Here is a 22,031-nt window from a genome sequence, read left to right on the forward strand (position 1 = left end):
TGCCGCCTCCACCTCGGTGCGCGCATCCTCGATCGCCCGGATCAGCCCCGCCGCGGTCTGCGCCGCCTCGCGCATCGCCACCGCCGACTGCTCCGCCGCCGCCGCAACCTCCGAAGCCTTGCCCAGGACGCCGCGTGCCGACGCGGAGCTCTGCGATGCCTTCAGCCGCAGCGCGCCGCCCTCCCGCGAGGTTTCCTCCACCATGGTGGCGATCTTCTCGCCGAAGTTGACGGCGAGGCGGTCGCGCTCGACACGTTCGGAGAAGCGACAATAGCCGTTGTAGATCGCGAAATAGATATCCGATTCCAGCGCGCCCAGGCGCAGCAGCAGGTCATGGAAGCGCGCGGCCTTCTCCCGATCGGTGACAGCCTTCAGGACGACCTTGTGGGTGGCGCGGCCGCCGGCGTCGATCATCGCCAGGATCGGCGTCAACCCGACGTCCATGGCATAGGCGGAGGCAACCGTACGCTCGGCCGACCTGACCCAGGCGTCCTCGTCGACCCGGTTGTAGCGGTTGCGCAGATAGGCGACCGCCAGTTCGTAGGTCTGCTCCTGGTCCTGCGGCGCCCAGTTCTGATGCTCGCCATAGACCTGCCGTCGGCGCTCCCAATGAACCTTGGCGATGGTGCGCGCCTCCGGTTCGATGACCGTCCACAGCTCACGCGCCAGGGCGACGTCGGCGGGCCCCAGACCAAAGGCGCGCAGGCGCTCGGCCAGGTCGATGGTCTTGGTGATGCTTTCGGGCGGGGGAAGGACGGCGGCCAAGGCATGTTCTCCGGAGTTGCTCCGGCTCTACGGCCCGCTTGGTTAAGAGGTGGTTAGAACCTGGGTCATCCCCACACCGCTTTGCATCGCTGGACCGCTTGCCTATAGGCCACGCCACGCCCGCCACTCGTAAGGACGCCCGCTCTTGGCCTCGCGCACATCCACCCGGCCGCTCTCGCCGCACCTCCAGGTCTGGCGCTGGGGCCCGCACATGCTGGTCTCGATCATCCACCGCGCGCTCGGCGTCGGCATGGCGCTGGTCGGCGCGCCGCTGCTGACCTGGTGGCTGGCCGCGACCGCGAGCGGCGAGGAGAGCTACACGTCCTTCATGGACCTGTTCACCACCGATGCCGGCGCGATGAACATCGTCGGCTGGGTGTTGGCGGTCGGGCTCAGCTGGGCGGTGCTCCAGCACATGATGAGCGGCATCCGCCACCTCGTGCTCGACACCGGCGCCGGCTATGAGCTGAAGCGCAACAAGATGGGCGCGCTCGCCACCATGTCCGCGTCCGTGACCCTCACCGCCCTGTACTGGGGCTACATCCTGGCGGCGAAATAATGGGTACGGGAACCAGCATCGGCCGCGTCCGCGGCCTCGGCGCCGCCAAGGAGGGCACCCATCACTGGTGGCGGCAACGCCTGACCGCCGGCCTCAACATCGCGCTGATGGCGTGGCTGCTGCTCGCCCTCGCGCGCCAGCCCGGCTTCGACTTTGCATCCGTCAAGATGTGGCTGTCGTCGGCCTGGGTGGCGGTGCCGATGGCGGTGCTGATCGCCAACGTCTTCTACCACTTCCGCCTGGGCCTGCAGGTGGTGATCGAGGATTACCAGCACGACCATACCCGCGTGGTGCTGATGGTGCTGCTCAACCTCTATGTGGTCGTGCTCGGCGCGATCGCGATCTTCTCCGTCCTCCGCCTCGCCTTCACCGGAGCCCCGCGCTGATGAGTTTTCCTGGTTCTTCTGGCGCCTACAAGATCGTCGACCACACCTATGACGCGGTGGTCGTCGGCGCCGGCGGCTCGGGCCTGCGCGCGACGATGGGGATCGCCGAAAGCGGGCTCAAGACCGCCTGCATCACCAAGGTGTTCCCGACCCGCAGCCACACCGTCGCCGCCCAGGGCGGGATCGCCGCGTCGCTCGGCAACAATTCGCCGGACCATTGGTCATGGCACATGTACGACACGGTCAAGGGCTCCGACTGGCTCGGCGACCAGGACGCGATCGAATACATGGTCCGCGAGGCGCCCGCCGCGGTGATCGAGCTCGAACATGCCGGCGTGCCGTTCTCCCGCAACGACGACGGCACCATCTACCAGCGCCCGTTCGGCGGCCACATGCAGAACATGGGCGAAGGGCCGCCGGTCCAGCGCACCTGCGCCGCCGCCGACCGCACCGGCCACGCGATGCTGCACTCGCTCTATCAGCAGTCGCTCAAGTATGACGCGGACTTCTATGTCGAGTATTTCGCGCTCGACCTGATCATGGAGAACGGCATCTGCCGCGGCGTCATCGCGCTGTGCATGGACGACGGCTCGATCCACCGCTTCCGCGCGCATCAGGTGGTGCTGGCGACCGGCGGCTATGGCCGCTGCTATTTCTCCGCGACGAGCGCCCACACCTGCACCGGTGACGGCAACGCGATGGTGCTGCGCGCCGGCCTGCCGCTGCAGGACATGGAGTTCGTGCAGTTCCACCCGACCGGCATCTACGGCGCGGGCGTGCTCATCACCGAGGGCGCGCGCGGCGAGGGCGGCTACCTGACCAATTCGGAAGGGGAGCGGTTCATGGAACGCTATGCCCCGTCGGCGAAGGACCTGGCGTCGCGCGACGTGGTCAGCCGCTCGATGGCGCTGGAGATGCGCGAGGGGCGCGGCGTCGGCCCGGAGAAGGACCACATCTTCCTCCACCTCGACCATATCGATCCCAAGGTGCTGCACGAGCGGCTCCCGGGCATCACCGAGACCGGCAAGATCTTCGCCGGCGTCGACCTCACGCGCCAGCCGCTGCCCGTCACGCCGACCGTCCACTACAACATGGGCGGCATTCCGACCAACTATCATGGCGAGGTCGTGCACCTCCAGAACGGCAACCCCGACACCATCGTCCCCGGCCTGTTCGCGGTCGGCGAGGCCGCGTGCGTGTCGGTCCACGGCGCCAACCGGCTCGGCTCCAACAGCCTGATAGATCTGGTCGTGTTCGGCCGCGCGACGGGCCTGCGCATCCGCGACATCATGAAGCCCGGCACCCCGCACAACCCGCTGCCCAAGGGTTCGGAGGAGCTGTCGCTCTCCCGCCTGGACACCTTCCGCAACGCGAAGGGCGGTTCGCCCACCGCGGTGATCCGCAACGACATGCAGCGCACCATGCAGAAGCATTGCGCGGTGTTCCGCGACAACGCGCTGCTGGGCGAGGGTCAGGCCAAGATCGCGGCGACCTATCAGCGCCTGACCGACGTGTCGGTGCAGGACCGTTCGCTGATTTGGAACACCGACCTGGTCGAGACGCTCGAGCTCGACAACCTGCTGGCGCAGTCGGTGGTGACGATGGAGTCCGCCGCCAACCGCAGGGAATCGCGCGGCGCCCATGTCAATGAGGACTTCCCGGATCGCGACGACGCGAACTGGATGAAGCACACGCTGATGACCTTTGAGGGCTGGGGCGGGCAGGGGGGTGCGACCGAAGTCTCGTACCGCCCGGTCCACGATTACACGCTGACCGACGACGCCGAGTACATCAAGCCGAAGAAGCGGGTATATTGATGTCAGCGGCCGAAGAGGCTCGCCAGCACATCTAGCGCGGCATTCAGGGTAGCTTGGTCGGCGCCCCCGACCCGCTTGATGCATCGGCGACGATCGACCGTTCTGATCTGATCAAGCAGGATCAATCCGGTTTTTCCCTTGAACGTCGTGGGTACCCGGAACGACGCAGGGTGGCTCCCGCCCGTCATCGGCGCCACGATCACGCGCCGGAGGATGCCGTTCAGCTCGTCGGGCGACACGATCACGCACGGTCTTGTCTTCTGGATTTCAGTTCCTACCGTCGGATCAAGCGTGACCAGCCATATGTCGCCCCGCTTCACTTGGCAGCGTCTTCAGCGTCGTCCCACACCCATTCATCATCCCCATCGTTGCCGAACGCGCACCATGCGGCCTCATCGGGATCCTCTTCAGCAGCAGCGACCAACGCAGCGTCTTCAGCCCAGCCTTGGCGCGGGTGCAGACGCGGCGTCGCGATCAGCTTCCCGCCCTCGACCTGCACGTCCATCGGCGTACCCGCCGTGGCACCAATCTCCTGCAATATCGCTTTCGGCACTATCATGCCGGTGGAATTGCCCATCTTGCGAAGCGTGGTCTGCATCAACGATAAATAGTTCGAGATGGCCGTAAGCACAATGTACAACTCACTGGCTGTTTCGATGCTAGCGGTGGTGATCGCATTTGCGCCGCCGCAACCGCAGCGGCCCGACTTGTTCTACACCCAACGCCTTGACGCCGGCGGCCTGCCTGTCATCGCCTCCGCCCGCGCGCCCGAGGAGGCGCTGGCCGCCGCCCGCGACGTCGTCACCGACATGCTCGCGGACCGGCCCGACCTCCGCCGCTGGCTGATTGCGAAAGGTTACCGCGTCGCGGTGATGGCGCCCGACGAGACCACCACCGACTTGCCCGAGCAGCGTCACTGGACCCGCCCCGCGCCTGACGATCCCCGCCTCACGCGGTGCGAGCGCAAGCATTATGCCACCCGCATCGGCGCGATGACGGACCGCGAATACTGGAACGCCCGCGCGCGCGGCATGTCCGGGCCGCTGACCAGCGCCGGGGCGGAGAACCTGCTGGCGCTGCCGGGCGACCGGTATCGCGGCGAGAGCATCCTGGTGCACGAGTTCGCGCATAGCGTCCTGCAGGCGGTCCGCGCGGTTGATCGGCCGCTCTTTGCTCGAATCCAGCGCGCCTATGCCGATGCGCTCAAGCGTGGCCGCTGGAAGGGCGAGTACGCCTCCACGACGATCGACGAATATTGGGCGGTAGGGACGCAGTTCCACTTCAACTCCGGGCGCCTGGTAAAGTTCGGGGAGGTCCAGGTGCTCTCCGACCGCGATCTCGCGCGCTACGATCCGGCACTCGCCGCCGTGCTGCGCGCGGCCTATGGCGACCGCCACCGCCTTGCCGGCGACCGCTGGTGGAACCATCCCGCACGGGTGCCGCCGGGGCCGCTCCCGAAGTTCACGGCTGAAGTTTGCTAAGAGTCGGCTGTTGCCAGATCACCCTTCCCGGCGGAAGTCGGGGCCCAGTCGGCCGCGCCGCGGACCAGGCTCCGGCGTCCGCCGGAGAAGCACCAGGTTCATCCGATCATGCGAGCGCACTCCGCCCGTCCGCTGCTCCCCGCGCTCAGTCGTCCTTCCGCCCGCGATTGGCGAACAACAGCGCCGCGGCCGCCGCGAGCACGCCCAGTCCGAGCGTCGTCTTCGGGTGCAGCACCGCGCTGGTGTAAAGGCTGTGCCGCAGCCGCGCCGGATGCTCGCCCGACCGCTCTTGTCCGGCTGGCCCCGCATCGAACAGGTTCGACGGCCCGGGCTGCGGCTTGTTCGGAGAATAAGCGCCCTTCGCCACCCGCGGCGCCAGCCATTCGTACAGGCCGGGAAAATGCTGCGAGAACAGCACTTGCGCGCGGCCGACGCCGCCCACCGTCACCTCGCGGCGCGGGTGTTCGCACGAGTCGAGGATCGCGTCCGCCACCAGTTGCGGATCATAGGCCGGCGGCGGAATCTGCGCCTCCTTGTCCGATCCGTGGTTCGACGCATGCTGGCCGATCGGCGTGTCGATGCCCGCCGGCTTCACCAGCGTGATCGAGATCGGCACGTCGTCGGCGGCAAGCTCCATGCGCAGCACCTCGACATAGGCCTTGGCGGCATGTTTGGTCGCCGAATAGATGCCCAGCGGCGGCGACGGCATGTCGCTCGCCAGGCTGCCGACCGTCACGATCGCGCCACCGTTCCTCAGATGCGACACCGCCGCCATGCAGCCATGCACGACGCCGAAATAGTTGGTGCGGAACAGCTGCGCCTGCTCGTCCAGCGGACAGTCGAGCACCGGCCCATAGATCGCGCTGCCGGCATCGTTGACCCAACTATCGATCCGTCCGAACTTCGCGACCGCCTGCGCCGCCGCCGCCTGCACGGCCGCGAAGTCGCCGACATCCGCCTCCGCGAAGTCGACACGGCCCCCGGCATTGTTGATCTCGCGTGCCACCTCGCCCAGCGTCTCGGCGGAGCGCGCGATCAGGAACACCGCCGCGCCCCGCCCGGCGGCGGTGCGCGCGGTGACCAGCCCGATTCCCGAACTGGCGCCGGTGATGACGATCACCTGCTCGGCGAGCGGCTTCAGCTTCAACGACATGCAAATCTCCTGTGCCCCGACGCAACCGGCGCGCCGCGTGCGAGGTTCCGGCGCTTGACACTCAACTCCCTGGGCCGAAACACAGGTTGCGATGCTCAGCCTCCTTCGCCCGCTTCTCGCCGCCGCCGCGCTGCTCCCGCTCACGGCCTCGGCGCAGACGCCTGGCTATCAGCCGCCGCAGCACCAGTACGCAGCCCCGCTGATCGACCGCGCCAGCCCGCAGGAGCTCGCCTTCCTCGCAGATCAGGGCATGGCGATCGAGCGCGACCGCCCGCCGGCGCAGCTGCTGGCCGAGCACCGCCGCCTCGCCACCGCGCTCGCGACATTGCAGCCGCAGCGCCCAGGCACCGTCGACGCCTATGTCGTTACCGTGGCGCTCGACAGCGACCCCGTGTTCGGCCGCGAGGCCCGCGAGGCGGCGCGCGTCCTCGCCCGCCGCTATGGCGCCCACGGCCGCAGCATCGTCCTCGCCGGCAGCGACGGTAGCGCCGAGAGCCGGCTGCCGATGGGCTCGCCCGCCAACCTTACCGCCGTGCTTGCCCGTGTCGCCGAGCTGATGGACGCGAACGAGGACGTGCTCGTCCTCTACACCACCAGCCACGGCGCGCCCTTCGGGATCGTCTACAACGATGGCGACCAGGGCTTCGGCGCGATCTCGCCGACGCGGCTGTGGACCACCCTGTCGACGCTCGGCATCCGCAACCGGCTGCTGCTCATCTCCGCCTGTTATTCGGGGATCTTCGTGCCGCTGCTGGCGTCGGACACCACCGCGATCGTTACCGCCTCGTCGGCCGATCGCACCAGTTTCGGCTGCCAGTCGGACAACGACTGGACCTTTTTCGGCGACGCGATGATCAACCACGCGCTGCGCAAGCCGGTGCCGCTCGCGATCGGGGCGGCGGACGCGGCGCGGCTGATCGGCGGCTGGGAGGCGAGCGGCAAGCTCGAACCCTCGCAGCCGCAGGTCTCGATCGGCGCCGGTGCCGCCACCTGGCTCGATAGGCTGGAGGCGCGCCTTCCGCCCGCCACCCCGCTCGTCGGCCGCCCGGCGACCGGCGCGCTGACCGCTGCTGCTGCAGCGCAGCAAAAGAAGCCGACGCGCGCGGAACGATAAGCGCCGGCGCCGGTTGGGCGGGCCATGACCGAGAACTACGACAGCATCGCCGTCAAATACCCGCTCCTCGCCGCGCCGCAGGTCCAGCTCGCCGGCGCCGTCGACTATAACATGTACAGCTGGTTCAAGACCCAGCTCGGCGGCGCGTCCGGGGACGGACCGCTGGTGGTCGCGATCACCACGCTCGGCGGCGATCCGGAGGTGGCGCGCGCGATGGCCGACGACATCCGCCTGATCCGCGAATATACCGGCCGCGAGACGCTGTTCCTGGGCAAGGTCGCGGTCTATTCCGCCGGCGCCACCTTCATGTCGGGCTTCCCCGCCGACAAGCGCTTCCTGACGCGGGGCAGCCGCATCATGCTGCACGAGCGGCAGATGAGCTCGACCATCGACCTGTCGGGCCCGCTCAACACGCTCCACTACAAGCTGGAGGCGAAGCTGGCCGAGATCGCGGACTCGATCCGCATCCAGGACGAGGGCTTCCGTGCGATGGTGCAGGGCACCCAGGTCCAGTTCGACGATCTGAAGCGCAAGGCGGCGTCGGCCTGGTACATCGAGGCGGAAGAAGCGCGCGACCTCGGGCTGGTGCTCGACGTGATTTGACGTCCGTCACCCCGGCTCGGCGACCCGCTCCACCAATCCTGCACACCCAATCCACCGAACCCATGCTGGCTAGCGCGCCCGCGCCGCGCCACTCCATCCTCGCCACAACAGCGAGGAGCCGCCATGTCCATCCGAAATCCCGACACCCGCGCGCCGGGCGTCAAACTGCTCGTCGCGGTGATCCTCGCCGTCATGCTCACCGTGCCCTTGTTCGCGGTCTATCTGCTCAGCTGGGACCGCCAGACCCAGGCGCAGACCGCGCGGGGCAGCATCGTCGCCGGCTGGGGCGGGCCGCAGCGGCTCGCCGGGCCGGTGCTCGTCATCCCCTATCAGGCGCAGGCGACGGAGACGGTGACCGAGAACGGCAAGGCGGTCGCCCGCTCCATCACCGTCCAGCGAGAACTCACGCTCGCGCCCGACCGGGCGAACCTCGCCGCCACCATCGCGCCCGAGCGCCGCAAGAAGTCGATCTACGAGGCCGTGATCTACACCGCGCGTGCGACCGGCACCGCCAGCTTCAGCCTCCCGGTCGATCTCGCCCGCAGCGGCGTCGCCGCCGCCCAGCTCGATCTCGCCCGCGCCGAACTCCGCTTCGGCCTCTCCGACCCGCGCGGGCTGGTCGGCACACCGCCCAGCGTCACCGTCGCGGGCCGCCCGGCGACGCTCAGGCCCGGCCGTGGTCCGGCGGAGACCGGCGGCTCCGGCTTCGTCGCCCCGGTCGACGCCTCGACCCTGGCCGGAGCGCCGCTGCCGGTATCCTTCTCCTTCGGCTTTCGCGGCAACGCCTGGCTCGGCCTCGTCCCGCAGGCGGGCGACACCCGCTGGCGCGTCACCTCACCCTGGGAAAGCCCGGGCTTTTCCGGCGGCTTCCTGCCGACGCAGCGCAGCGTCTCGGCCAAGGGCTTTGACGCCCGCTGGCAGGTCGGCAATCTCGCGCTCGGCCGCTCGCTCGTCGACACCGCCGATGCCGGCCGCACCGATGCGCCTGCCCGCAGCGCCGGCGAAGCTGCCGGGATCGCGGGCGACTACGAGGCGCGCGTCGATCTCGTCGCCCCCGTCGACCTCTACAGCCAGGTCGATCGCTCGGTGAAGTACGGGTTCCTGTTCATCGGCTTCACCTTTGCCGCGTTCCTGCTGTTCGACGTCATCGGCGGCGTGCGCGTCGCGGTCCCTGAATACCTGCTTGTCGGCGTCGCGCTGATCCTGTTCTTCGTCCTGCTGCTCGCCTTTGCCGAAGTGGTCGGGTTCGCCTTCGCCTATGTCATCGCGGCCGGCGCGATCATCGGGCTGCTGACCGCCTATTCGGCGGCGGTGCTGGGCAGCTGGCGGCGCGGCGGCCTCATCGCCGGGCTGCTCGCCGCCCTCTACGCGGTGCTCTATGTGCTGCTCAGTCTCGAGGCGTTCAGCCTGCTGATCGGCTCCGTCCTCCTCTTCGTCGCGCTGGCCGGCGTGATGTATGTCACCCGGCGACTGGACTGGAGCGGGGTGCGGGCGGCTTAAGGCGTTGTGAGTGGGGGCGAGGCTCGCTATCTCGCCCCCAACGCAAGAGGACCCAGATGGCCGATTTCCGCCTGCCCCCGAACAGCCGCATCCAGAAGGGCAAGGCGCACGCCGCGCCCGCCGCGGTTCAGGCCAAACCCGGCCGCCTGCGCAAGTTCAAGATCTACCGCTACGATCCCGACAGCGGCCAGAACCCGCGCTACGACACGTTCGAGCTCGATCTCGACCAGACCGGCCCGATGGTGCTCGACGCGCTCATCAAGCTGAAGGCGGAGCAGGATTCCACGCTGACCTTCCGCCGCTCGTGCCGCGAGGGCATCTGCGGCAGCTGCTCGATGAACATCGACGGCCGCAATGGGCTCGCCTGCACCACCGCGATCGAGGACGTGAAGGGCGAGGTGAAGATCACGCCGCTGCCCGCGATGGACGTGATCAAGGACCTGGTGCCGGACTTCACCCATTTCTACGCGCAATACGCCTCGATCAAGCCGTGGCTGCAGACCGTCACTACCGCGCCGTCGGGCAAGGAGCGGCTGCAGTCGCCAGAGGATCGCGCCAAGCTCGACGGCCTCTACGAGTGCATCCTGTGCGCCTGCTGCTCGACCTCGTGCCCCAGCTATTGGTGGAACGGCGACAAGTTCCTCGGCCCCGCGATCCTGCTCCAGGCCTATCGCTTCCTGGCGGACAGCCGCGACGAGATGACCGGCGAGCGGCTCGACGAGCTGGAAGACCCCTTCCGCCTCTATCGCTGCCACACGATCATGAACTGCGCCAACGTCTGTCCGAAGGGCCTGAACCCGGCCAAGGCGATCGCGGAGATCAAGAAGATGGAGATGGAACGCAGCCTCTAACGCCGCCTGCACACGCGCCGCGAAGCTGCTCGGGAGACCGGCAACTCGGCCGACAACTATCGCTGCGCAGCCCGACTTCTATCTTCCCTGGCGGAAGCCGGGGCCCAGTTGCCACGGTTCCGGTTGGGAAGGTTCGCCCTCCGCCACGAACAAGCTCGAAACTGGACCCCGGCCTTCGCCGGGGAAGCAGCAGTGGGACGCCGCTACGCCCTTTGTCCGGGGTGACGCAGCGATCCGACACCGCTAACGCACCCCCGTGACCGAACCCCTCTTCTGCTACGACGACGACCCCGCCGAACCCGGCTGGAAACGCTGGCAATTCCGCGATCCGACCCGCTTCAACGCCTTCATCGAACCCCTCCACGTCCGCATCGACGACGGGGTCGCCCGCGTCCGCATGCTGCCGCGCCGCGAGCACTCCAACATGCGCGATCATGTCCATGGCGGCGCGCTGCTCGGCTTCATGGACGTGGCGCTGTTCGCCGCCTCGCGCGGGCTCGGCGCGCTCACTGCCGGCGGCGCGGTGACGCTCGACCTGTCCGCGCAGTTCATCGGCGGCGGCCGGATCGACGAGCCCATGGAAGCCCGGATCGAGCTGCTGCGCGAGACCGGCCGCCTGCTCTTCCTGCGCGGCCTGATCGTGCAGGAGGGCCAGCCCACCATCGCCAGCTTCACCGGTACGCTGCGCAAGATGGGCGATCGTTGACCACCAGCGCGGTCGAGGCGCCGGTCGACGCCCGCCGCATCGCCGACACCGACAAGCTCGCCTTCGTCGACGCGCTCCGCGGCCTCGCCGTGCTGCTGGTGATCTGGGTGCATCACAGCCAGGCCTTCGACGCGCTGGCGCCGATCCGGTTCGCGGCCTCCTACGGCCAGATGGGTGTGCAGCTGTTCTTCGTCGCCTCCGCCTTCACGCTGTGCCGCTCGGCGCAGCTGCGGTCGGGCGAGCGCCACGCCACCCGCAACTTCTACCTGCGCCGCATCTTCCGCATCGCGCCGCTCTATTGGTGCGCGATCCTGGGTTACGGCCTGCTCGACGCGGCCCGCCGCGCCACCGGGCGCGCCGTCGGTGATAGTTCGTACACCGCCGCCAACGTCCTGCTGAACTTCCTCTTCGTGCACGGCTTGTCGAGTGCCGCGTACAATTCGGTGGTGCCGGGCGGCTGGTCGATCTCCACCGAGATGATGTTCTACGCGCTGTTCCCGGCGCTGCTGCCGGCCGTGGCGTTCACCTATCGCCAGCTGGGCGTAAGCGGACTCGCAGCCTGGACGGCGGCGGCGATCGGCGTCAGCCTGGTCGTGCAGACGGCGACGGCAGCGGCGGGCGGGCCGGAGATCGCCAACAACAACGTCGTCTATTTCAGTATCGCTAACCAGCTTCCCGTCTTCGTGATCGGCCTTGGTTGCGCCCTGCTGATCGCCGACGGAAGATTAGCGCCGCAGCCCGTACGCGACGCCGCGAGCTTCGCGCTCGCCACCATCGCCGCCTTCGCCTTGCTATACGGCGATCAGATCGGGCTGGCCGCTTGGATCGGACCGACTTTAGGCCCGCCGGTGGCGGCGGTCTCCTTCGTCTACCTGCTCAACCTAGCGCGCGCGGGGCGGCTGCCGGCGCTGGGCGGACTGCTCGCGCGGGTCGGACAGCTGTCCTATTCCATGTACGTCTGTCATTTCCTGTTTGCCTGGGCCGGGACCAACATCGTGTTGCGCACATTCGGCGCGACGCCGGGAATGCAGGCGCTGCTCTATCTGCCGACGCTCTTGCTCGCGATCGCCGGCAGCATGGCGGTGGCGAGCATCACCAAGCGCTGGATCGAGGATCCGGGCATCGCCCTCGGCAAGCGGCTGATCCGGCGGCTGCAACGTTCGGCATGAGCGGGGTCCTCGCCGCCTATGACGCGCTGGTCGCCGCGGGCGAGCTCCGCCCCGATCCCGAGCAGCAGGCCGCCGCCCGCCGCCTCGAAGCACTCGCGGCCGAACTGGAGCACCCCCGCAAGCGTGGCCTGTTCCGCCGTCAGGTCGTGCCGGCCCGCGGCGTCTATCTGTGGGGCGACGTCGGTCGCGGCAAGTCGATGCTGATGGACCTGTTCTTCGACCATGTCGCCATCGAGCGGAAGCGCCGGACCCACTTCGGCGAGTTCATGATCGAGGTCCATGGCCGCATCGCGGTGGAGCGCCGCAAGGAAGCGGGCGACCCGATCGCGCCGGTGGCGGTGGACCTCGCGGCCGAGACCCGCCTGCTCGCCTTCGACGAGATGATGGTCACCAACTCGCCCGACGCGATGATCCTGTCGCGCCTGTTCACCGCCCTGATCGCGGCCGGGGTGACGGTGGTCACCACCTCGAACCGCGCGCCCGGCGACCTCTATCGGAACGGCCTCAACCGCGAACACTTTCTGCCCTTCATCGATCTCCTGACGGCATCGCTCGACGTGCTCGCGCTCAACGGCCCGGTCGACTACCGCCGCGACCGGCTGGGACAGCAGGACATCTGGCTGGTGCCCAACGGCCCGGAGGTGACCCGCCAGCTCTCCGCCGCCTTTTTCCGCCTCACCGATCACGAGGTGACCGAAGCGGTTCCCACCTGCGACCTGGCGGTGCAGGGCCGCACACTGCACGTGCCCAAATGCCTGAAGGGCGTCGCGGTCTTCTCCTTCAGGAAGCTGTGCGCGGAGGCGCGCGGGGCGGCGGATTACCTCGCCGTCGCGCGCCGCTTCCACACCGTCATCCTCGTCGGCATCCCGGTGCTCGGGCCCGACAACCGCAACGAGGCGGCGCGCTTCGTGTCGCTGATCGACGCCTTGTACGAGCACAAGGTCAAGCTCCTCGCCGCCGCCGACGCGCAGCCCGACGGCCTCTACCCCACAGGCGACGGCCGCTTCGAATTCCAGCGCACGGTCAGCCGCCTCGAGGAGATGCGCTCCGAGGAATACCTCGCGCGCGGTCACGGCGAGCTCGGCGCGAGATGAGCCTCCCCCGCCAGGGGATGTGGCCGGTGCAGGCGGTCGGAGGGGGGAGGGTTCCGGAACGGGCATGCGGCAGTCCTCCCGCTTCCGTTACGCGCTCCGCGTGCTCCCCCGGTCCAGGACCGCCCCACCTCGGGGCTCAAAGCAGGTCAAGACTATCCAGATCGATCGCCATGCGCGCCGGCCGCGCCGCCATCGCCGCGAACATCGCGTCTCCCCGCGCGGTCCGTTCGACATATTGCGACGCGTTGATCGCCATCGCCAGCCCGGCGAACGCATTGCGCCGGTAGTCTTGCCAGAACCGGTCGCGCTCGGCCGGTCGGCCCAGCGCCGCGCGCCTGGCGAGATAACCGTCGATCAGCGCCCCCTCCCGCGCCGCGCGCGTCGCCGGATCGGCGAAGCTGGTGCCGATCAGATAGGCGACGTCGGTCGCCGCCTGGCCGCGGGTCACCGTCTGCCAGTCGAGCAGCACCGCGCGTGTGCCGCTCGCGTCGAACAGGATGTTGTCGAGCCGCAGGTCGCTGTGGCGCAGGCACTCGGCCGCGTCCTCCCGCGGCAGATACACATCCAGCCGCGCGACGAACGCGTCCGCCAGCGCCAGGACCTCCGCCTCGAGCAGCGGTGCGAACCGCGCGCGGAACTTCGGATAGCAGGCCGATAGAATGGCATGGAGCATCGCGCCGGCGGCAGGCGAACGCTCGCTCCACGGCAGCCGCGCCCAGTCGCCGCCCGCCGGCCGCCAGGCGTGCAGCGCCGCCGCGCCGTCGAGCGCGGCGGCGACCTGCGCGACGCTGCCGCCCGCGATCTGGTCACCCTGGGTGAGCGGCGCCATGTCCTCCAGCAACAGCACGAACCGTTCGCCGTCGTCGTCGATCGCGGCGTGATAGGGGCGGGGACACGGCACACCCGCGTGTGCGGCGCAGTCGCGATACCAGCCGACTTCGCTCGCATAGAGCCGGTACAGGGCGGCGCCGGCGCGGCTCACCGGGTCGGCGCTCGGGCATTTGGCGATAAAGCTCGCGGGCAGCGCTCCGTCGCGCCAGTTACAGGCGAAGCGATAGCTGTCGCATACCTGGCCGGTGCCCACCGGCGCATGGCTCAGCCCGGCGAGCGCGCCTGGCGAGGCGCCGAACACCTGTTCGACCCACGGGAGCGTGAATTGGTCGGGCGCGACCGGGATGAGCTCGCTCATCGGCTTGGCTCCAGCATCCCCGTCAGCCCGCTCGCGGCATGCGGCCCCAGGAACAGCTGCTCGACCGCGCCGTGGCCCCGTCGCATCCGGCCGTCGATCACCAGCTCGGCGTCCGCCGGCACCTGGACGTGGAGGTTGGCAAGGCCGGGCGGCGTTTCGAACCCGGCGCTGGCGACGTCGTACGCGACCGCCGGCTCGGCGCCGTGATCCATGCCGTGCCCCCAGCTCGGGTGCAGATAGCCGAGCCCCGACATGAAAAAAGCGGGCCCGCGCGGGGTGACCGTCAGCGAACAGCCGGGCCACGGCTCCAGCTGTACCCGGCTCAGCCTGCGGGTGCCGGGGTGATAGACGCAGCCGATGTCGGCGACGGTGAACTCGCGCGGGTCCGCACCGTCCGGCACGATCGCCCCACGCCGGTTCCACGCTGCGCCTGCCGCATCGTCGTTGCTGTGGAAGAACGCGCTCGCGTCGGGGAAGTTGAGCGGCATCCACAGCCACCAGAACTGCGGCGCGGCGGCGGCCGGCGCGGGCTGGGATTCGGGCGCGCCGATCGGGCGGATGCCCCAGCTGCGGTCGCGTGTGCCGAGGTGGCGGGCGGGGTCGATCGCAAGGGTGCGGCCCGCGACCGTCACTTCGCCCGACCAGCCGCCGTTCTGCGTCAGCCGCGTATAGTCCATCTGCAGCCGCGCGCCCTGCCGGCGCGTGAAGCGCGGCTCCTCGATCGCGGCGTGGCGAGCCGTGAACGTCAGGTCGGCACGCAGCGGCGATGCGTTGTCCCCGACGATCAGCCGCAGCCGCTGCAGCGGCTCCACCACCTCCACCCGGATCGGCCCGACCTGCAGGTCCAGCCGCTCGCCCCGCAACCGTCGCGACGCGCGCAGGTTGTGCTGGACGCCCTCGGTCATGACGCAGAACGCCGCGTCGATGATGTCCAGCTGCGGATACACGCCGAGCGCGGCGGCGAAGAACAGCGTCCCGTCGGCGCTGTAGCCGTTGAAGAAATAGCGGTCATAGAAGTTGCGCTCGGCCTGCGCGATCGCCACCGGTTCCGGCGTCTGGTGCAGCGGATAATCGTCGCCCCGCGTCAGCATGTCCCTCTCCTTCTTCTCGAGGGATGTTGCCCCGGCCGCCCCCGCTATGCAAACGGCGCCTCTATCGCTATTGCGAAGCATTCGCGATAACATGTCTTTGCGGTTGCCCGATCGTCAAAGTGAGCCTATGCGCGCGGCAACTTCGACACCTTCCGGAGAGCTACGTGGCCCGCAAGAAGATCGCGCTGATCGGCGCCGGTAACATCGGCGGCACGCTCGCCCACCTCGCCGCCCTCAAGGGTCTCGGCGACATCGTCCTGTTCGACGTGGCCGAGGGCATCCCGCAGGGCAAGGCGCTCGACCTCTCCCAGTGCGGCCCGGTCGAGGGCTTCGACGCGACGATCACCGGCTCTAACGATTATGCCGACATCGCCGGCGCCGATGTCATCATCGTCACCGCCGGCGTCGCGCGCAAGCCTGGCATGAGCCGCGACGACCTGCTCGGCATCAATCTTAAGGTGATGAAGGCCGTCGGCGAGGGCATCGCCGCCAATGCGCCGGACGCCTTCGTGATCTGCATCACCAACCCGCTCGATGCGATGGTCTGGGCGTTGCGCGAGTTCTCTCGGCTGCCCCATCACATGGTCGTGGGCATGGCCGGCGTCCTCGACAGCGCCCGCTTCAGCCACTTCCTGGCGGACGAGTTCAAGGTCTCGGTCAAGGACGTGCAAACCTTCGTGCTCGGCGGCCACGGCGACACGATGGTGCCGGTGCTCGAATACTCGACCGTCAGCGGCATCCCGGTCAGCGACCTGATCGCGATGGGCTTCTCCACGCAGGAAAAGGTCGACGCGATCATCAAGCGCACACGCGGCGGCGGCGGTGAGATCGTCGCGCTGCTCAAGACGGGCTCCGCCTATTACGCCCCCGCCACCAGCGGCATCGCGATGGCAGAGGCGTATCTCTACGACCAGAAGCGCATCCTTCCGGCCGCGGTCCACCTCACCGGCCAGTACGGCATCGACGACCTCTATGTCGGCGCGCCCGTCCTGATCGGCGCCGGCGGCGCGGAGAAGGTGATCGAGGTCCAGCTTTCGGACGAGGCAAAGGCCAACCTCCAGGTCTCGGTCGACGCGGTCAAGGAACTGCTGGTCGCATGCCGCGGCATTGATTCCAGCCTGAGCTGATCCCGCCGGCCGACGAGGCCAGCCCCCCGTCCAATCGGAGAAACCATGAGCATCCTCGTCGACCGGAACACCAAGGTCATCACCCAGGGCATGACCGGCGAGACCGGCAGCTTCCACACCAAGGCGGCGCTCGATTACGGCACGCAGATGGTCGGCGGCGTCACGCCCGGCAAAGGCGGCACCGAGCATCTCGGCCTGCCCGTCTACAACACCGTCGCCGAGGCGGTCGCGAAGACCGGCGCGACCGCGAGCGTCATCTACGTGCCGCCGCCCTTCGCCGCCGACTCGATCCTAGAGGCGATCGACGCGCAGGTGCCGCTGATCGTCACGATCACCGAAGGCATTCCGGTGCTCGACATGGTCAAGGTCAAGCGCGCGCTCAGCGGCTCCAGGTCCCGCCTGATCGGCCCCAATTGCCCCGGCGTACTGACACCGGGCCAGTGCAAGATCGGCATCATGCCCGGCTCGATCTTCAAGCAGGGCTCGGTCGGGGTTGTATCCCGCTCCGGCACGCTCACCTATGAGGCGGTCTTCCAGACCTCGAACGCAGGGCTGGGTCAGACCACTGCGGTCGGCATCGGCGGCGACCCGGTCAACGGCACCAACTTCATCGACGTGCTGGAGCTGTTCCTCGGCGACGACGCGACCCAGTCGATCATCATGATCGGCGAGATCGGCGGCTCGGCCGAGGAAGAGGCGGCGCAGTTCCTCCGCGACGAGGCCAAGCGCGGGCGCAGCAAGCCGATGGCGGGCTTCATCGCCGGCCGCACCGCGCCGCCGGGCCGGCGCATGGGCCACGCCGGTGCGATCGTCTCGGGCGGGCAGGGCGGCGCCGAGGACAAGATCGCGGCGATGGAAGCGGCCGGCATCAAGGTGTCCGCGTCGCCGTCCGAGCTGGGTACGACGCTGCTCGCGGTGTTGAAAGGGTGATCAAATCCTTCTCCCCTTGCGGGAGAAGGTGGCCTCGCCAAGCGAGGTCGGATGAGGGGTGCGAGCCGGCGGCTCGCATGATCGCGGGTGTAGCGCCCCTTACCGTTCCGCAGCGCTGGCGCGCTGCTCCCTCCCTCTCCCGCAAGGGGAAAGGGGAAAGGACGTTTTGATGGGCTACGAAAACCAGGACTTCAGCGACCTTGCCGCCGGCGTCAGCCCGGCGTTCGTGGAATCGCTGTACGATCGTTTCCGCACCGCGCCGGGGAGCGTCGAGCCCGGCTGGCGTGGCTTCTTCGAGGGCCTGGAGGGCACCGCGACCGGGCCGAGCTGGTCCAACCCCGCCTGGCCGCCCGCCACCACGGACGATCTCACCGCCGCGCTCGACCCGACGCAGATGGAGCCCGCGCCAAAGCCCGCGCGCGGCGCGAAGCCAGCCGCCGCGCCGGCGACGGCGCCGTCCAAGGACGACATCATCAAGGCCGCCGCCGACAGCATCCGCGCGATGATGCTGATCCGCACCTATCGTGTGCGCGGCCATCTTGCCGCCAATCTCGATCCGCTCGCCCTTGCCAAGCGCGAGATGCCCGAGGACCTCAAGACCGAGTATCACGGCTTCTCCGACGCCGATATCGACCGCCCCGTCTATCTGGGCGGGGCGATGGGCATGGAGTGGGGAACGGTGCGCGAGCTCGTCGACACGCTGCGGCGCAATTACTGCGGCAATGTCGGCCTCGAATACATGCACATCGCCGATGTCGACGAGCGTCGCTTCCTGCAGGACCGCATGGAGGGCAAGGACAAGGGCGCCGACTTCACGCCCGAAGGCAAGAAGGCGATCCTCAACAAGGTCGTCGCCGCCGAGCAGTGGGAGAAGTTCCTCGGCCGCAAGTACGTCGGCACCAAGCGCTTCGGCCTCGACGGCGGCGAAAGCATGATTCCGGCGCTCGAATCCGTCATCAAATATGGCGGCCAGATGGGTGTACGCGAGATCGTCATCGGCATGGCGCATCGCGGCCGGCTCAACGTGCTCGCCAACGTCATGGCCAAGCCGACGCGGGTAATCTTCCACGAGTTCGCGGGCGGCTCCGCCAACCCCGACGACATTGGCGGCTCGGGCGACGTGAAGTACCATCTGGGTACATCGACCGATCGCGAGTTCGACGGCATCCACGTTCATATGAGCCTGGTCGCCAACCCATCGCACCTCGAGGCGGCGGACCCGGTGGTGCTCGGCAAGATCCGGGCGATCCAGACGATCGCAAGCGATCTCAAGGAGCATACGGGTTCGCTGCCGGTGCTGATCCATGGCGACGCGGCGTTCGCGGGGCAGGGGATCGTCTGGGAGTGCCTCGGCTTCTCCGGCATTAAGGGCTACAACACCGGCGGCTGCGTCCACTACATCATCAACAACCAGATCGGTTTCACGACCTCGCCGCAATTCGCGCGTTCCTCGCCTTATCCCTCCGACGTGGCGAAGGGCGTCCAGGCGCCGGTCTTCCACGTCAACGGCGACGATCCGGAGGCGGTGACCTTCGCCACCAAGATGGCGATCGAGTTCCGGCAGTGCTTCCACCGGGATGTCGTCATCGACATGTGGTGCTATCGCCGCTTCGGCCATAACGAGGGCGACGAGCCGGGCTTCACCCAGCCGCTGATGTACAAGGCGATCCGCGACCACGCACCGGTCAGCGAGCTCTACGCGGGCCGCTTGGTCGAGCAGGGCGTGATCGACAAGGGCTGGCTTGCTGAGAACATCCAGCAATATACGCAGACGCTGGAAGGCGAGTTCGAGGCGGGACAGGGCTATAAGCCCAACAAGGCCGACTGGTTCGCCGGTCGCTGGTCGGGCCTGCACGCGCCCGCTGACGCCGAGACCGCGCGCCGCAACGTCGAGACCGGCATCGAGCCCAAGCTCTTCACCGCGCTCGGCCGCACGCTGACCACCGCGCCGGACGACCTCGCCATCCACAAGACGCTGGGGCGCGTGCTCGACGCGAAGCGGCAGATGTTCGAGACCGGCCGGAATTTCGACTGGGCAACGGGCGAGGCGCTGGCGTTCGGCGCGCTGCTGTCAGAAGGCTATGGCGTTCGCCTGTCCGGCCAGGACTCCGGCCGCGGTACCTTCAGCCAGCGTCACGCCGTGTGGGTCGACCAGACCGACGAGCACAAATTCGTGCCTTTGCAGACCATCCCGCACGGCCGTTTCGAGGTGCTCGACAGCCCGCTGTCCGAGTACGGCGTACTAGGCTTCGAATACGGCTATGCGCTCGCCGACCCCAAGACGCTGGTGTTGTGGGAGGCGCAGTTCGGCGACTTCGCCAATGGCGCGCAGATCATGATCGACCAGTTCATCGCCGCTGGCGAAGCCAAGTGGCTGCGCGCCAACGGCCTCGTGATGCTGCTGCCGCACGGTTATGAAGGGCAGGGGCCGGAGCATTCGTCGGCACGCCCCGAACGCTTCCTGCAGCTATGCGCGGGCGACAACATGCAGGTCGCGAACATCACCACGCCCGCCAACTACTTCCACCTGCTCCGCCGCCAGATGCACCGCAGCTTCCGCAAGCCGCTGGTGGTGATGACGCCCAAGTCGCTGCTCCGCCACAAGCTCGCTGTCTCCAAGGCCGAGGACTTCCAGGGCGACAGCCACTTCAAGCGCATTCTGTCGGATACCAACGGCGCGCCCGACGAGCGGACGAAGCGGCTGGTGCTCTGCTCGGGCAAGGTCGCCTTCGACCTGATCGAAGCACGCGATGCGGCGGGCGATACCGAGACGCAGATCGTCCGTATCGAGCAGCTCTATCCTTTCCCCGGCGACCCGCTCGCCGTCCGCCTGCGGCGAATGCCGGCGCTTGAGGACGTGGTGTGGTGCCAGGAAGAGCCGCGCAACAACGGCTATTGGTTCTTCGTCGAGCCCTTCATCGAGGATGCGCTGAAGGCCGCCGGAGCGCCGGTAAAGCGCGCGCGCTACGCGGGTCGCGCGCCGGCCGCGTCGCCGGCGACCGGGCTGATGAAACGTCACCAGCTCGAACAGGGTGCCCTCATCGCCGATGCGCTGGGCCATTCGGTCCGCGAGGAAGTCCGCCGCAACCGCGAAAGCGACAAGAAGGCGGGCAAGGCGGCGTCGTAGTTCCACCGCCGCATCCTCCCTCGCCAAGGCGGGGGTCCGGTTGCGGAGGTTGATGTAATCAAGCGGGGCGCTTGCCTACCGGCGCCCTGCAACTGGACCCCCGCCTTTGCGGGGGTGGAGGTCTGAAGAATGGCGACGGAAGTATTGGTCCCGACACTGGGCGAATCGATCACCGAGGCGACGTTGGGCGAATGGCTCAAGCAGCCGGGCGATGCGGTGGCGGCGGACGAGCCGATCGCCAGCCTGGAGACCGACAAGGTCTCCGTCGAGGTGCCGTCGCCGGTCGCCGGCGTCATGGGCCAGCATGCTGTCAAGGTCGGCGATACCGTCGCGGTTGGTGCGATGATCGCGACCGTGGACGCGGGCGGCGCCGCCGCGCCGGCGAGTGCGCCCCAGCCAGAGCCAGCGCCGGCCGAGCCCGCACCCACCGCGCCCGCGGGCGAAGGCGTCGCCGCGACCGGTGCCGCAGCACTCTCCCCGTCCGTCCGCCGCGCGGTGCTGGAACACGGCGTCGATCCCGCGACGATCAAGGGCACCGGCAAGGACGGCCGCCTGACCAAGGAGGACGTCGCCGCCGCCGCGACCACCAAGCCCGCGCCCGCCCCCACGGCCCAGTCCACTCCTCAGCCCGCGCCACAGCCGGCGGCAGCCCCGTCGACCACCGGCGACCGCAAGGAGGAGCGCGTCCGCATGACGCGCCTCCGCCAGACGATCGCGCGGCGGCTGAAAGAAGCCCAGAACACGGCCGCCATGCTCACGACGTTCAACGACGTCGACATGACCGCGGTCATGGAAGCACGGACGAAGTACAAGGACCTGTTCGAAAAGAAGCACGGCGTCCGCCTCGGCTTCATGGGCTTCTTCGTGAAGGCGGCCTGCATGGCGCTGAAGGACATCCCCAGCGTCAACGCCAGCATCGACGGCGACGACATCGTCTATCACGATTACGCCGACATCTCCGTCGCGGTGTCCGCCCCCAACGGCCTGGTCGTTCCCGTCATCCGCGACGCCGACCAGCTCTCCGTCGCGGGCATCGAAAAGACGATCGGCGACTTCGGCCGCCGCGCCAAGTCGGGCGAGCTCAAGATGGACGAGATGAAGGGCGGCACCTTCACCATCTCAAACGGCGGCGTGTTCGGCTCGCTGATGTCGACCCCGATCATCAACCCGCCGCAGTCCGCCGTGCTCGGCCTCCACCGCATCGAGGACCGCCCGGTGGTGCGCGACGGGCAGGTCGTTGTCCGCCCGATGATGTACCTGGCGCTCAGCTACGACCACCGCCTGATCGACGGCCGCGAGGCGGTGACGTTCCTGGTCGCGCTGAAGAATGCTATCGAGGATCCGACCCGCATATTGATCGACCTGTAGG

The 22,031-nt window shown here is 68.5% G+C and carries 20 protein-coding genes and 1 pseudogene; 15 read left to right on the forward strand and 6 right to left on the reverse strand.

What is annotated here, in order from left to right:
* Window positions 1-765 (reverse strand): annotated as a pseudogene (locus VFQ64_RS14920) (chemotaxis protein); the annotation flags it as partial.
* A 145-nt stretch (window positions 766-910) separates the two neighbouring features.
* Here VFQ64_RS14920 and sdhC point away from each other — a divergent pair.
* The 3 genes from sdhC to sdhA are packed head-to-tail and all read left to right on the forward strand — an operon-like array spanning window position 911 to window position 3,527.
* On the forward strand, window positions 911-1,324 hold the full coding sequence (gene sdhC / locus VFQ64_RS14925) for a succinate dehydrogenase, cytochrome b556 subunit (RefSeq protein ID WP_325104141.1): 414 nt from the start codon (window positions 911-913) through the stop codon (window positions 1,322-1,324).
* Window positions 1,324-1,710 carry a succinate dehydrogenase, hydrophobic membrane anchor protein gene (gene sdhD / locus VFQ64_RS14930; protein ID WP_325104142.1) on the forward strand — a complete coding sequence of 129 codons (387 nt, stop codon included), beginning with the start codon at window positions 1,324-1,326 and terminating at the stop codon, window positions 1,708-1,710. The genes sdhC and sdhD overlap by 1 nt, the downstream gene beginning before the upstream one ends.
* Complete coding sequence (gene sdhA / locus VFQ64_RS14935; protein WP_325104143.1) at window positions 1,710-3,527, forward strand: succinate dehydrogenase flavoprotein subunit; 1,818 nt, start codon at window positions 1,710-1,712, stop codon at window positions 3,525-3,527. The genes sdhD and sdhA overlap by 1 nt, the downstream gene beginning before the upstream one ends.
* Before the next feature lie 2 nt (window positions 3,528-3,529).
* On the opposite strand, the gene VFQ64_RS14940 is transcribed toward sdhA, so the two are convergent.
* Entirely contained in the window at window positions 3,530-3,847 is a 318-nt protein-coding gene (locus VFQ64_RS14940; protein ID WP_325104144.1) for a type II toxin-antitoxin system PemK/MazF family toxin, read from the reverse strand.
* Window positions 3,844-4,125, reverse strand: coding sequence for a hypothetical protein (locus tag VFQ64_RS14945; RefSeq protein WP_325104145.1), 282 nt, complete (start codon window positions 4,123-4,125; stop codon window positions 3,844-3,846). Before VFQ64_RS14945 ends, VFQ64_RS14940 begins: the two co-directional genes overlap by 4 nt.
* Before the next feature lie 19 nt (window positions 4,126-4,144).
* Here VFQ64_RS14945 and VFQ64_RS14950 point away from each other — a divergent pair, with 19 nt between their 5' ends.
* A complete protein-coding gene (locus tag VFQ64_RS14950) occupies window positions 4,145-5,008 on the forward strand; it encodes a glycoside hydrolase (protein ID WP_325104146.1) in 864 nt (287 codons plus the stop codon).
* Between the two features lie 145 nt (window positions 5,009-5,153).
* On the opposite strand, the gene VFQ64_RS14955 is transcribed toward VFQ64_RS14950, so the two are convergent.
* Entirely contained in the window at window positions 5,154-6,161 is a 1,008-nt protein-coding gene (locus VFQ64_RS14955) for an SDR family oxidoreductase (protein ID WP_325104147.1), read from the reverse strand.
* 91 nt (window positions 6,162-6,252) lie between these two features.
* Here VFQ64_RS14955 and VFQ64_RS14960 point away from each other — a divergent pair, with 91 nt between their 5' ends.
* The 7 genes from VFQ64_RS14960 to zapE all read left to right on the forward strand — a co-directional run bounded on the left by VFQ64_RS14960 (window position 6,253) and on the right by zapE (window position 13,198).
* Complete coding sequence (locus tag VFQ64_RS14960) at window positions 6,253-7,275, forward strand: C13 family peptidase (RefSeq protein WP_325104148.1); 1,023 nt, start codon at window positions 6,253-6,255, stop codon at window positions 7,273-7,275.
* A gap of 24 nt (window positions 7,276-7,299) precedes the next feature.
* Window positions 7,300-7,878, forward strand: coding sequence for an ATP-dependent Clp protease proteolytic subunit (locus tag VFQ64_RS14965; protein ID WP_325104149.1), 579 nt, complete (start codon window positions 7,300-7,302; stop codon window positions 7,876-7,878).
* A 123-nt stretch (window positions 7,879-8,001) separates the two neighbouring features.
* The gene (gene creD, locus VFQ64_RS14970; protein WP_325104150.1) at window positions 8,002-9,378 is read left to right on the forward strand and encodes a cell envelope integrity protein CreD; all 1,377 of its coding nucleotides are present in this window, start codon (window positions 8,002-8,004) and stop codon (window positions 9,376-9,378) included.
* A gap of 56 nt (window positions 9,379-9,434) precedes the next feature.
* Window positions 9,435-10,229: a succinate dehydrogenase iron-sulfur subunit gene (locus VFQ64_RS14975; RefSeq protein ID WP_325104151.1), complete on the forward strand. Its 795-nt coding sequence runs from the start codon at window positions 9,435-9,437 to the stop codon at window positions 10,227-10,229.
* 256 nt (window positions 10,230-10,485) lie between these two features.
* Entirely contained in the window at window positions 10,486-10,935 is a 450-nt protein-coding gene (locus VFQ64_RS14980) for a PaaI family thioesterase (protein ID WP_325104152.1), read from the forward strand.
* Window positions 10,932-12,104 (forward strand): acyltransferase, encoded by a 1,173-nt coding sequence (locus tag VFQ64_RS14985; RefSeq protein ID WP_325104153.1) that lies wholly within the window; start codon window positions 10,932-10,934, stop codon window positions 12,102-12,104. Before VFQ64_RS14980 ends, VFQ64_RS14985 begins: the two co-directional genes overlap by 4 nt.
* Window positions 12,101-13,198, forward strand: a complete 1,098-nt coding sequence (gene zapE / locus VFQ64_RS14990) for a cell division protein ZapE (RefSeq protein WP_325104154.1) — start codon at window positions 12,101-12,103, stop codon at window positions 13,196-13,198. The genes VFQ64_RS14985 and zapE overlap by 4 nt, the downstream gene beginning before the upstream one ends.
* A 136-nt stretch (window positions 13,199-13,334) precedes the next feature.
* On the opposite strand, the gene VFQ64_RS14995 is transcribed toward zapE, so the two are convergent.
* Window positions 13,335-14,387 (reverse strand): phosphotransferase family protein, encoded by a 1,053-nt coding sequence (locus VFQ64_RS14995; RefSeq protein ID WP_325104155.1) that lies wholly within the window; start codon window positions 14,385-14,387, stop codon window positions 13,335-13,337.
* Complete coding sequence (locus VFQ64_RS15000; RefSeq protein WP_325104156.1) at window positions 14,384-15,478, reverse strand: hypothetical protein; 1,095 nt, start codon at window positions 15,476-15,478, stop codon at window positions 14,384-14,386. Before VFQ64_RS15000 ends, VFQ64_RS14995 begins: the two co-directional genes overlap by 4 nt.
* A gap of 164 nt (window positions 15,479-15,642) precedes the next feature.
* Between VFQ64_RS15000 and mdh the strand changes: the two genes are divergently transcribed.
* The 4 genes from mdh to odhB all read left to right on the forward strand — a co-directional run bounded on the left by mdh (window position 15,643) and on the right by odhB (window position 22,030).
* Entirely contained in the window at window positions 15,643-16,605 is a 963-nt protein-coding gene (gene mdh, locus VFQ64_RS15005) for a malate dehydrogenase (RefSeq protein WP_325104157.1), read from the forward strand.
* A 45-nt stretch (window positions 16,606-16,650) separates the two neighbouring features.
* A complete protein-coding gene (gene sucD / locus VFQ64_RS15010; protein WP_325104158.1) occupies window positions 16,651-17,535 on the forward strand; it encodes a succinate--CoA ligase subunit alpha in 885 nt (294 codons plus the stop codon).
* A 169-nt stretch (window positions 17,536-17,704) separates the two neighbouring features.
* A complete protein-coding gene (locus tag VFQ64_RS15015; protein WP_325104159.1) occupies window positions 17,705-20,662 on the forward strand; it encodes a 2-oxoglutarate dehydrogenase E1 component in 2,958 nt (985 codons plus the stop codon).
* Between the two features lie 129 nt (window positions 20,663-20,791).
* Entirely contained in the window at window positions 20,792-22,030 is a 1,239-nt protein-coding gene (gene odhB / locus VFQ64_RS15020) for a 2-oxoglutarate dehydrogenase complex dihydrolipoyllysine-residue succinyltransferase (protein ID WP_325104160.1), read from the forward strand.
* The last annotated feature ends 1 nt before the right edge of the window (window position 22,031 follow it).

Source organism: Sphingomonas sp. (assembly GCF_035714405.1).
GTDB lineage: Bacteria > Pseudomonadota > Alphaproteobacteria > Sphingomonadales > Sphingomonadaceae > Sphingomonas.

What these genes read in the sequence shown, in the direction of transcription:
- sdhD (WP_325104142.1), top strand. Translation starts at nt 1,324, where the DNA reads ATGGGTACGGGAACCAGCATCGGCCGCGTCCGCGGCCTCGGCGCCGCC.
- sdhA (WP_325104143.1), top strand. Translation starts at nt 1,710, where the DNA reads ATGAGTTTTCCTGGTTCTTCTGGCGCCTACAAGATCGTCGACCACACC.
- VFQ64_RS14945 (WP_325104145.1), bottom strand. Translation starts at nt 4,125, where the DNA reads ATGCAGACCACGCTTCGCAAGATGGGCAATTCCACCGGCATGATAGTG.
- VFQ64_RS14950 (WP_325104146.1), top strand. Translation starts at nt 4,145, where the DNA reads ATGGCCGTAAGCACAATGTACAACTCACTGGCTGTTTCGATGCTAGCG.
- VFQ64_RS14955 (WP_325104147.1), bottom strand. Translation starts at nt 6,161, where the DNA reads ATGTCGTTGAAGCTGAAGCCGCTCGCCGAGCAGGTGATCGTCATCACC.
- VFQ64_RS14960 (WP_325104148.1), top strand. Translation starts at nt 6,253, where the DNA reads ATGCTCAGCCTCCTTCGCCCGCTTCTCGCCGCCGCCGCGCTGCTCCCG.
- VFQ64_RS14965 (WP_325104149.1), top strand. Translation starts at nt 7,300, where the DNA reads ATGACCGAGAACTACGACAGCATCGCCGTCAAATACCCGCTCCTCGCC.
- creD (WP_325104150.1), top strand. Translation starts at nt 8,002, where the DNA reads ATGTCCATCCGAAATCCCGACACCCGCGCGCCGGGCGTCAAACTGCTC.
- VFQ64_RS14975 (WP_325104151.1), top strand. Translation starts at nt 9,435, where the DNA reads ATGGCCGATTTCCGCCTGCCCCCGAACAGCCGCATCCAGAAGGGCAAG.
- zapE (WP_325104154.1), top strand. Translation starts at nt 12,101, where the DNA reads ATGAGCGGGGTCCTCGCCGCCTATGACGCGCTGGTCGCCGCGGGCGAG.
- VFQ64_RS14995 (WP_325104155.1), bottom strand. Translation starts at nt 14,387, where the DNA reads ATGAGCGAGCTCATCCCGGTCGCGCCCGACCAATTCACGCTCCCGTGG.
- VFQ64_RS15000 (WP_325104156.1), bottom strand. Translation starts at nt 15,478, where the DNA reads ATGCTGACGCGGGGCGACGATTATCCGCTGCACCAGACGCCGGAACCG.
- sucD (WP_325104158.1), top strand. Translation starts at nt 16,651, where the DNA reads ATGAGCATCCTCGTCGACCGGAACACCAAGGTCATCACCCAGGGCATG.
- VFQ64_RS15015 (WP_325104159.1), top strand. Translation starts at nt 17,705, where the DNA reads ATGGGCTACGAAAACCAGGACTTCAGCGACCTTGCCGCCGGCGTCAGC.
- odhB (WP_325104160.1), top strand. Translation starts at nt 20,792, where the DNA reads ATGGCGACGGAAGTATTGGTCCCGACACTGGGCGAATCGATCACCGAG.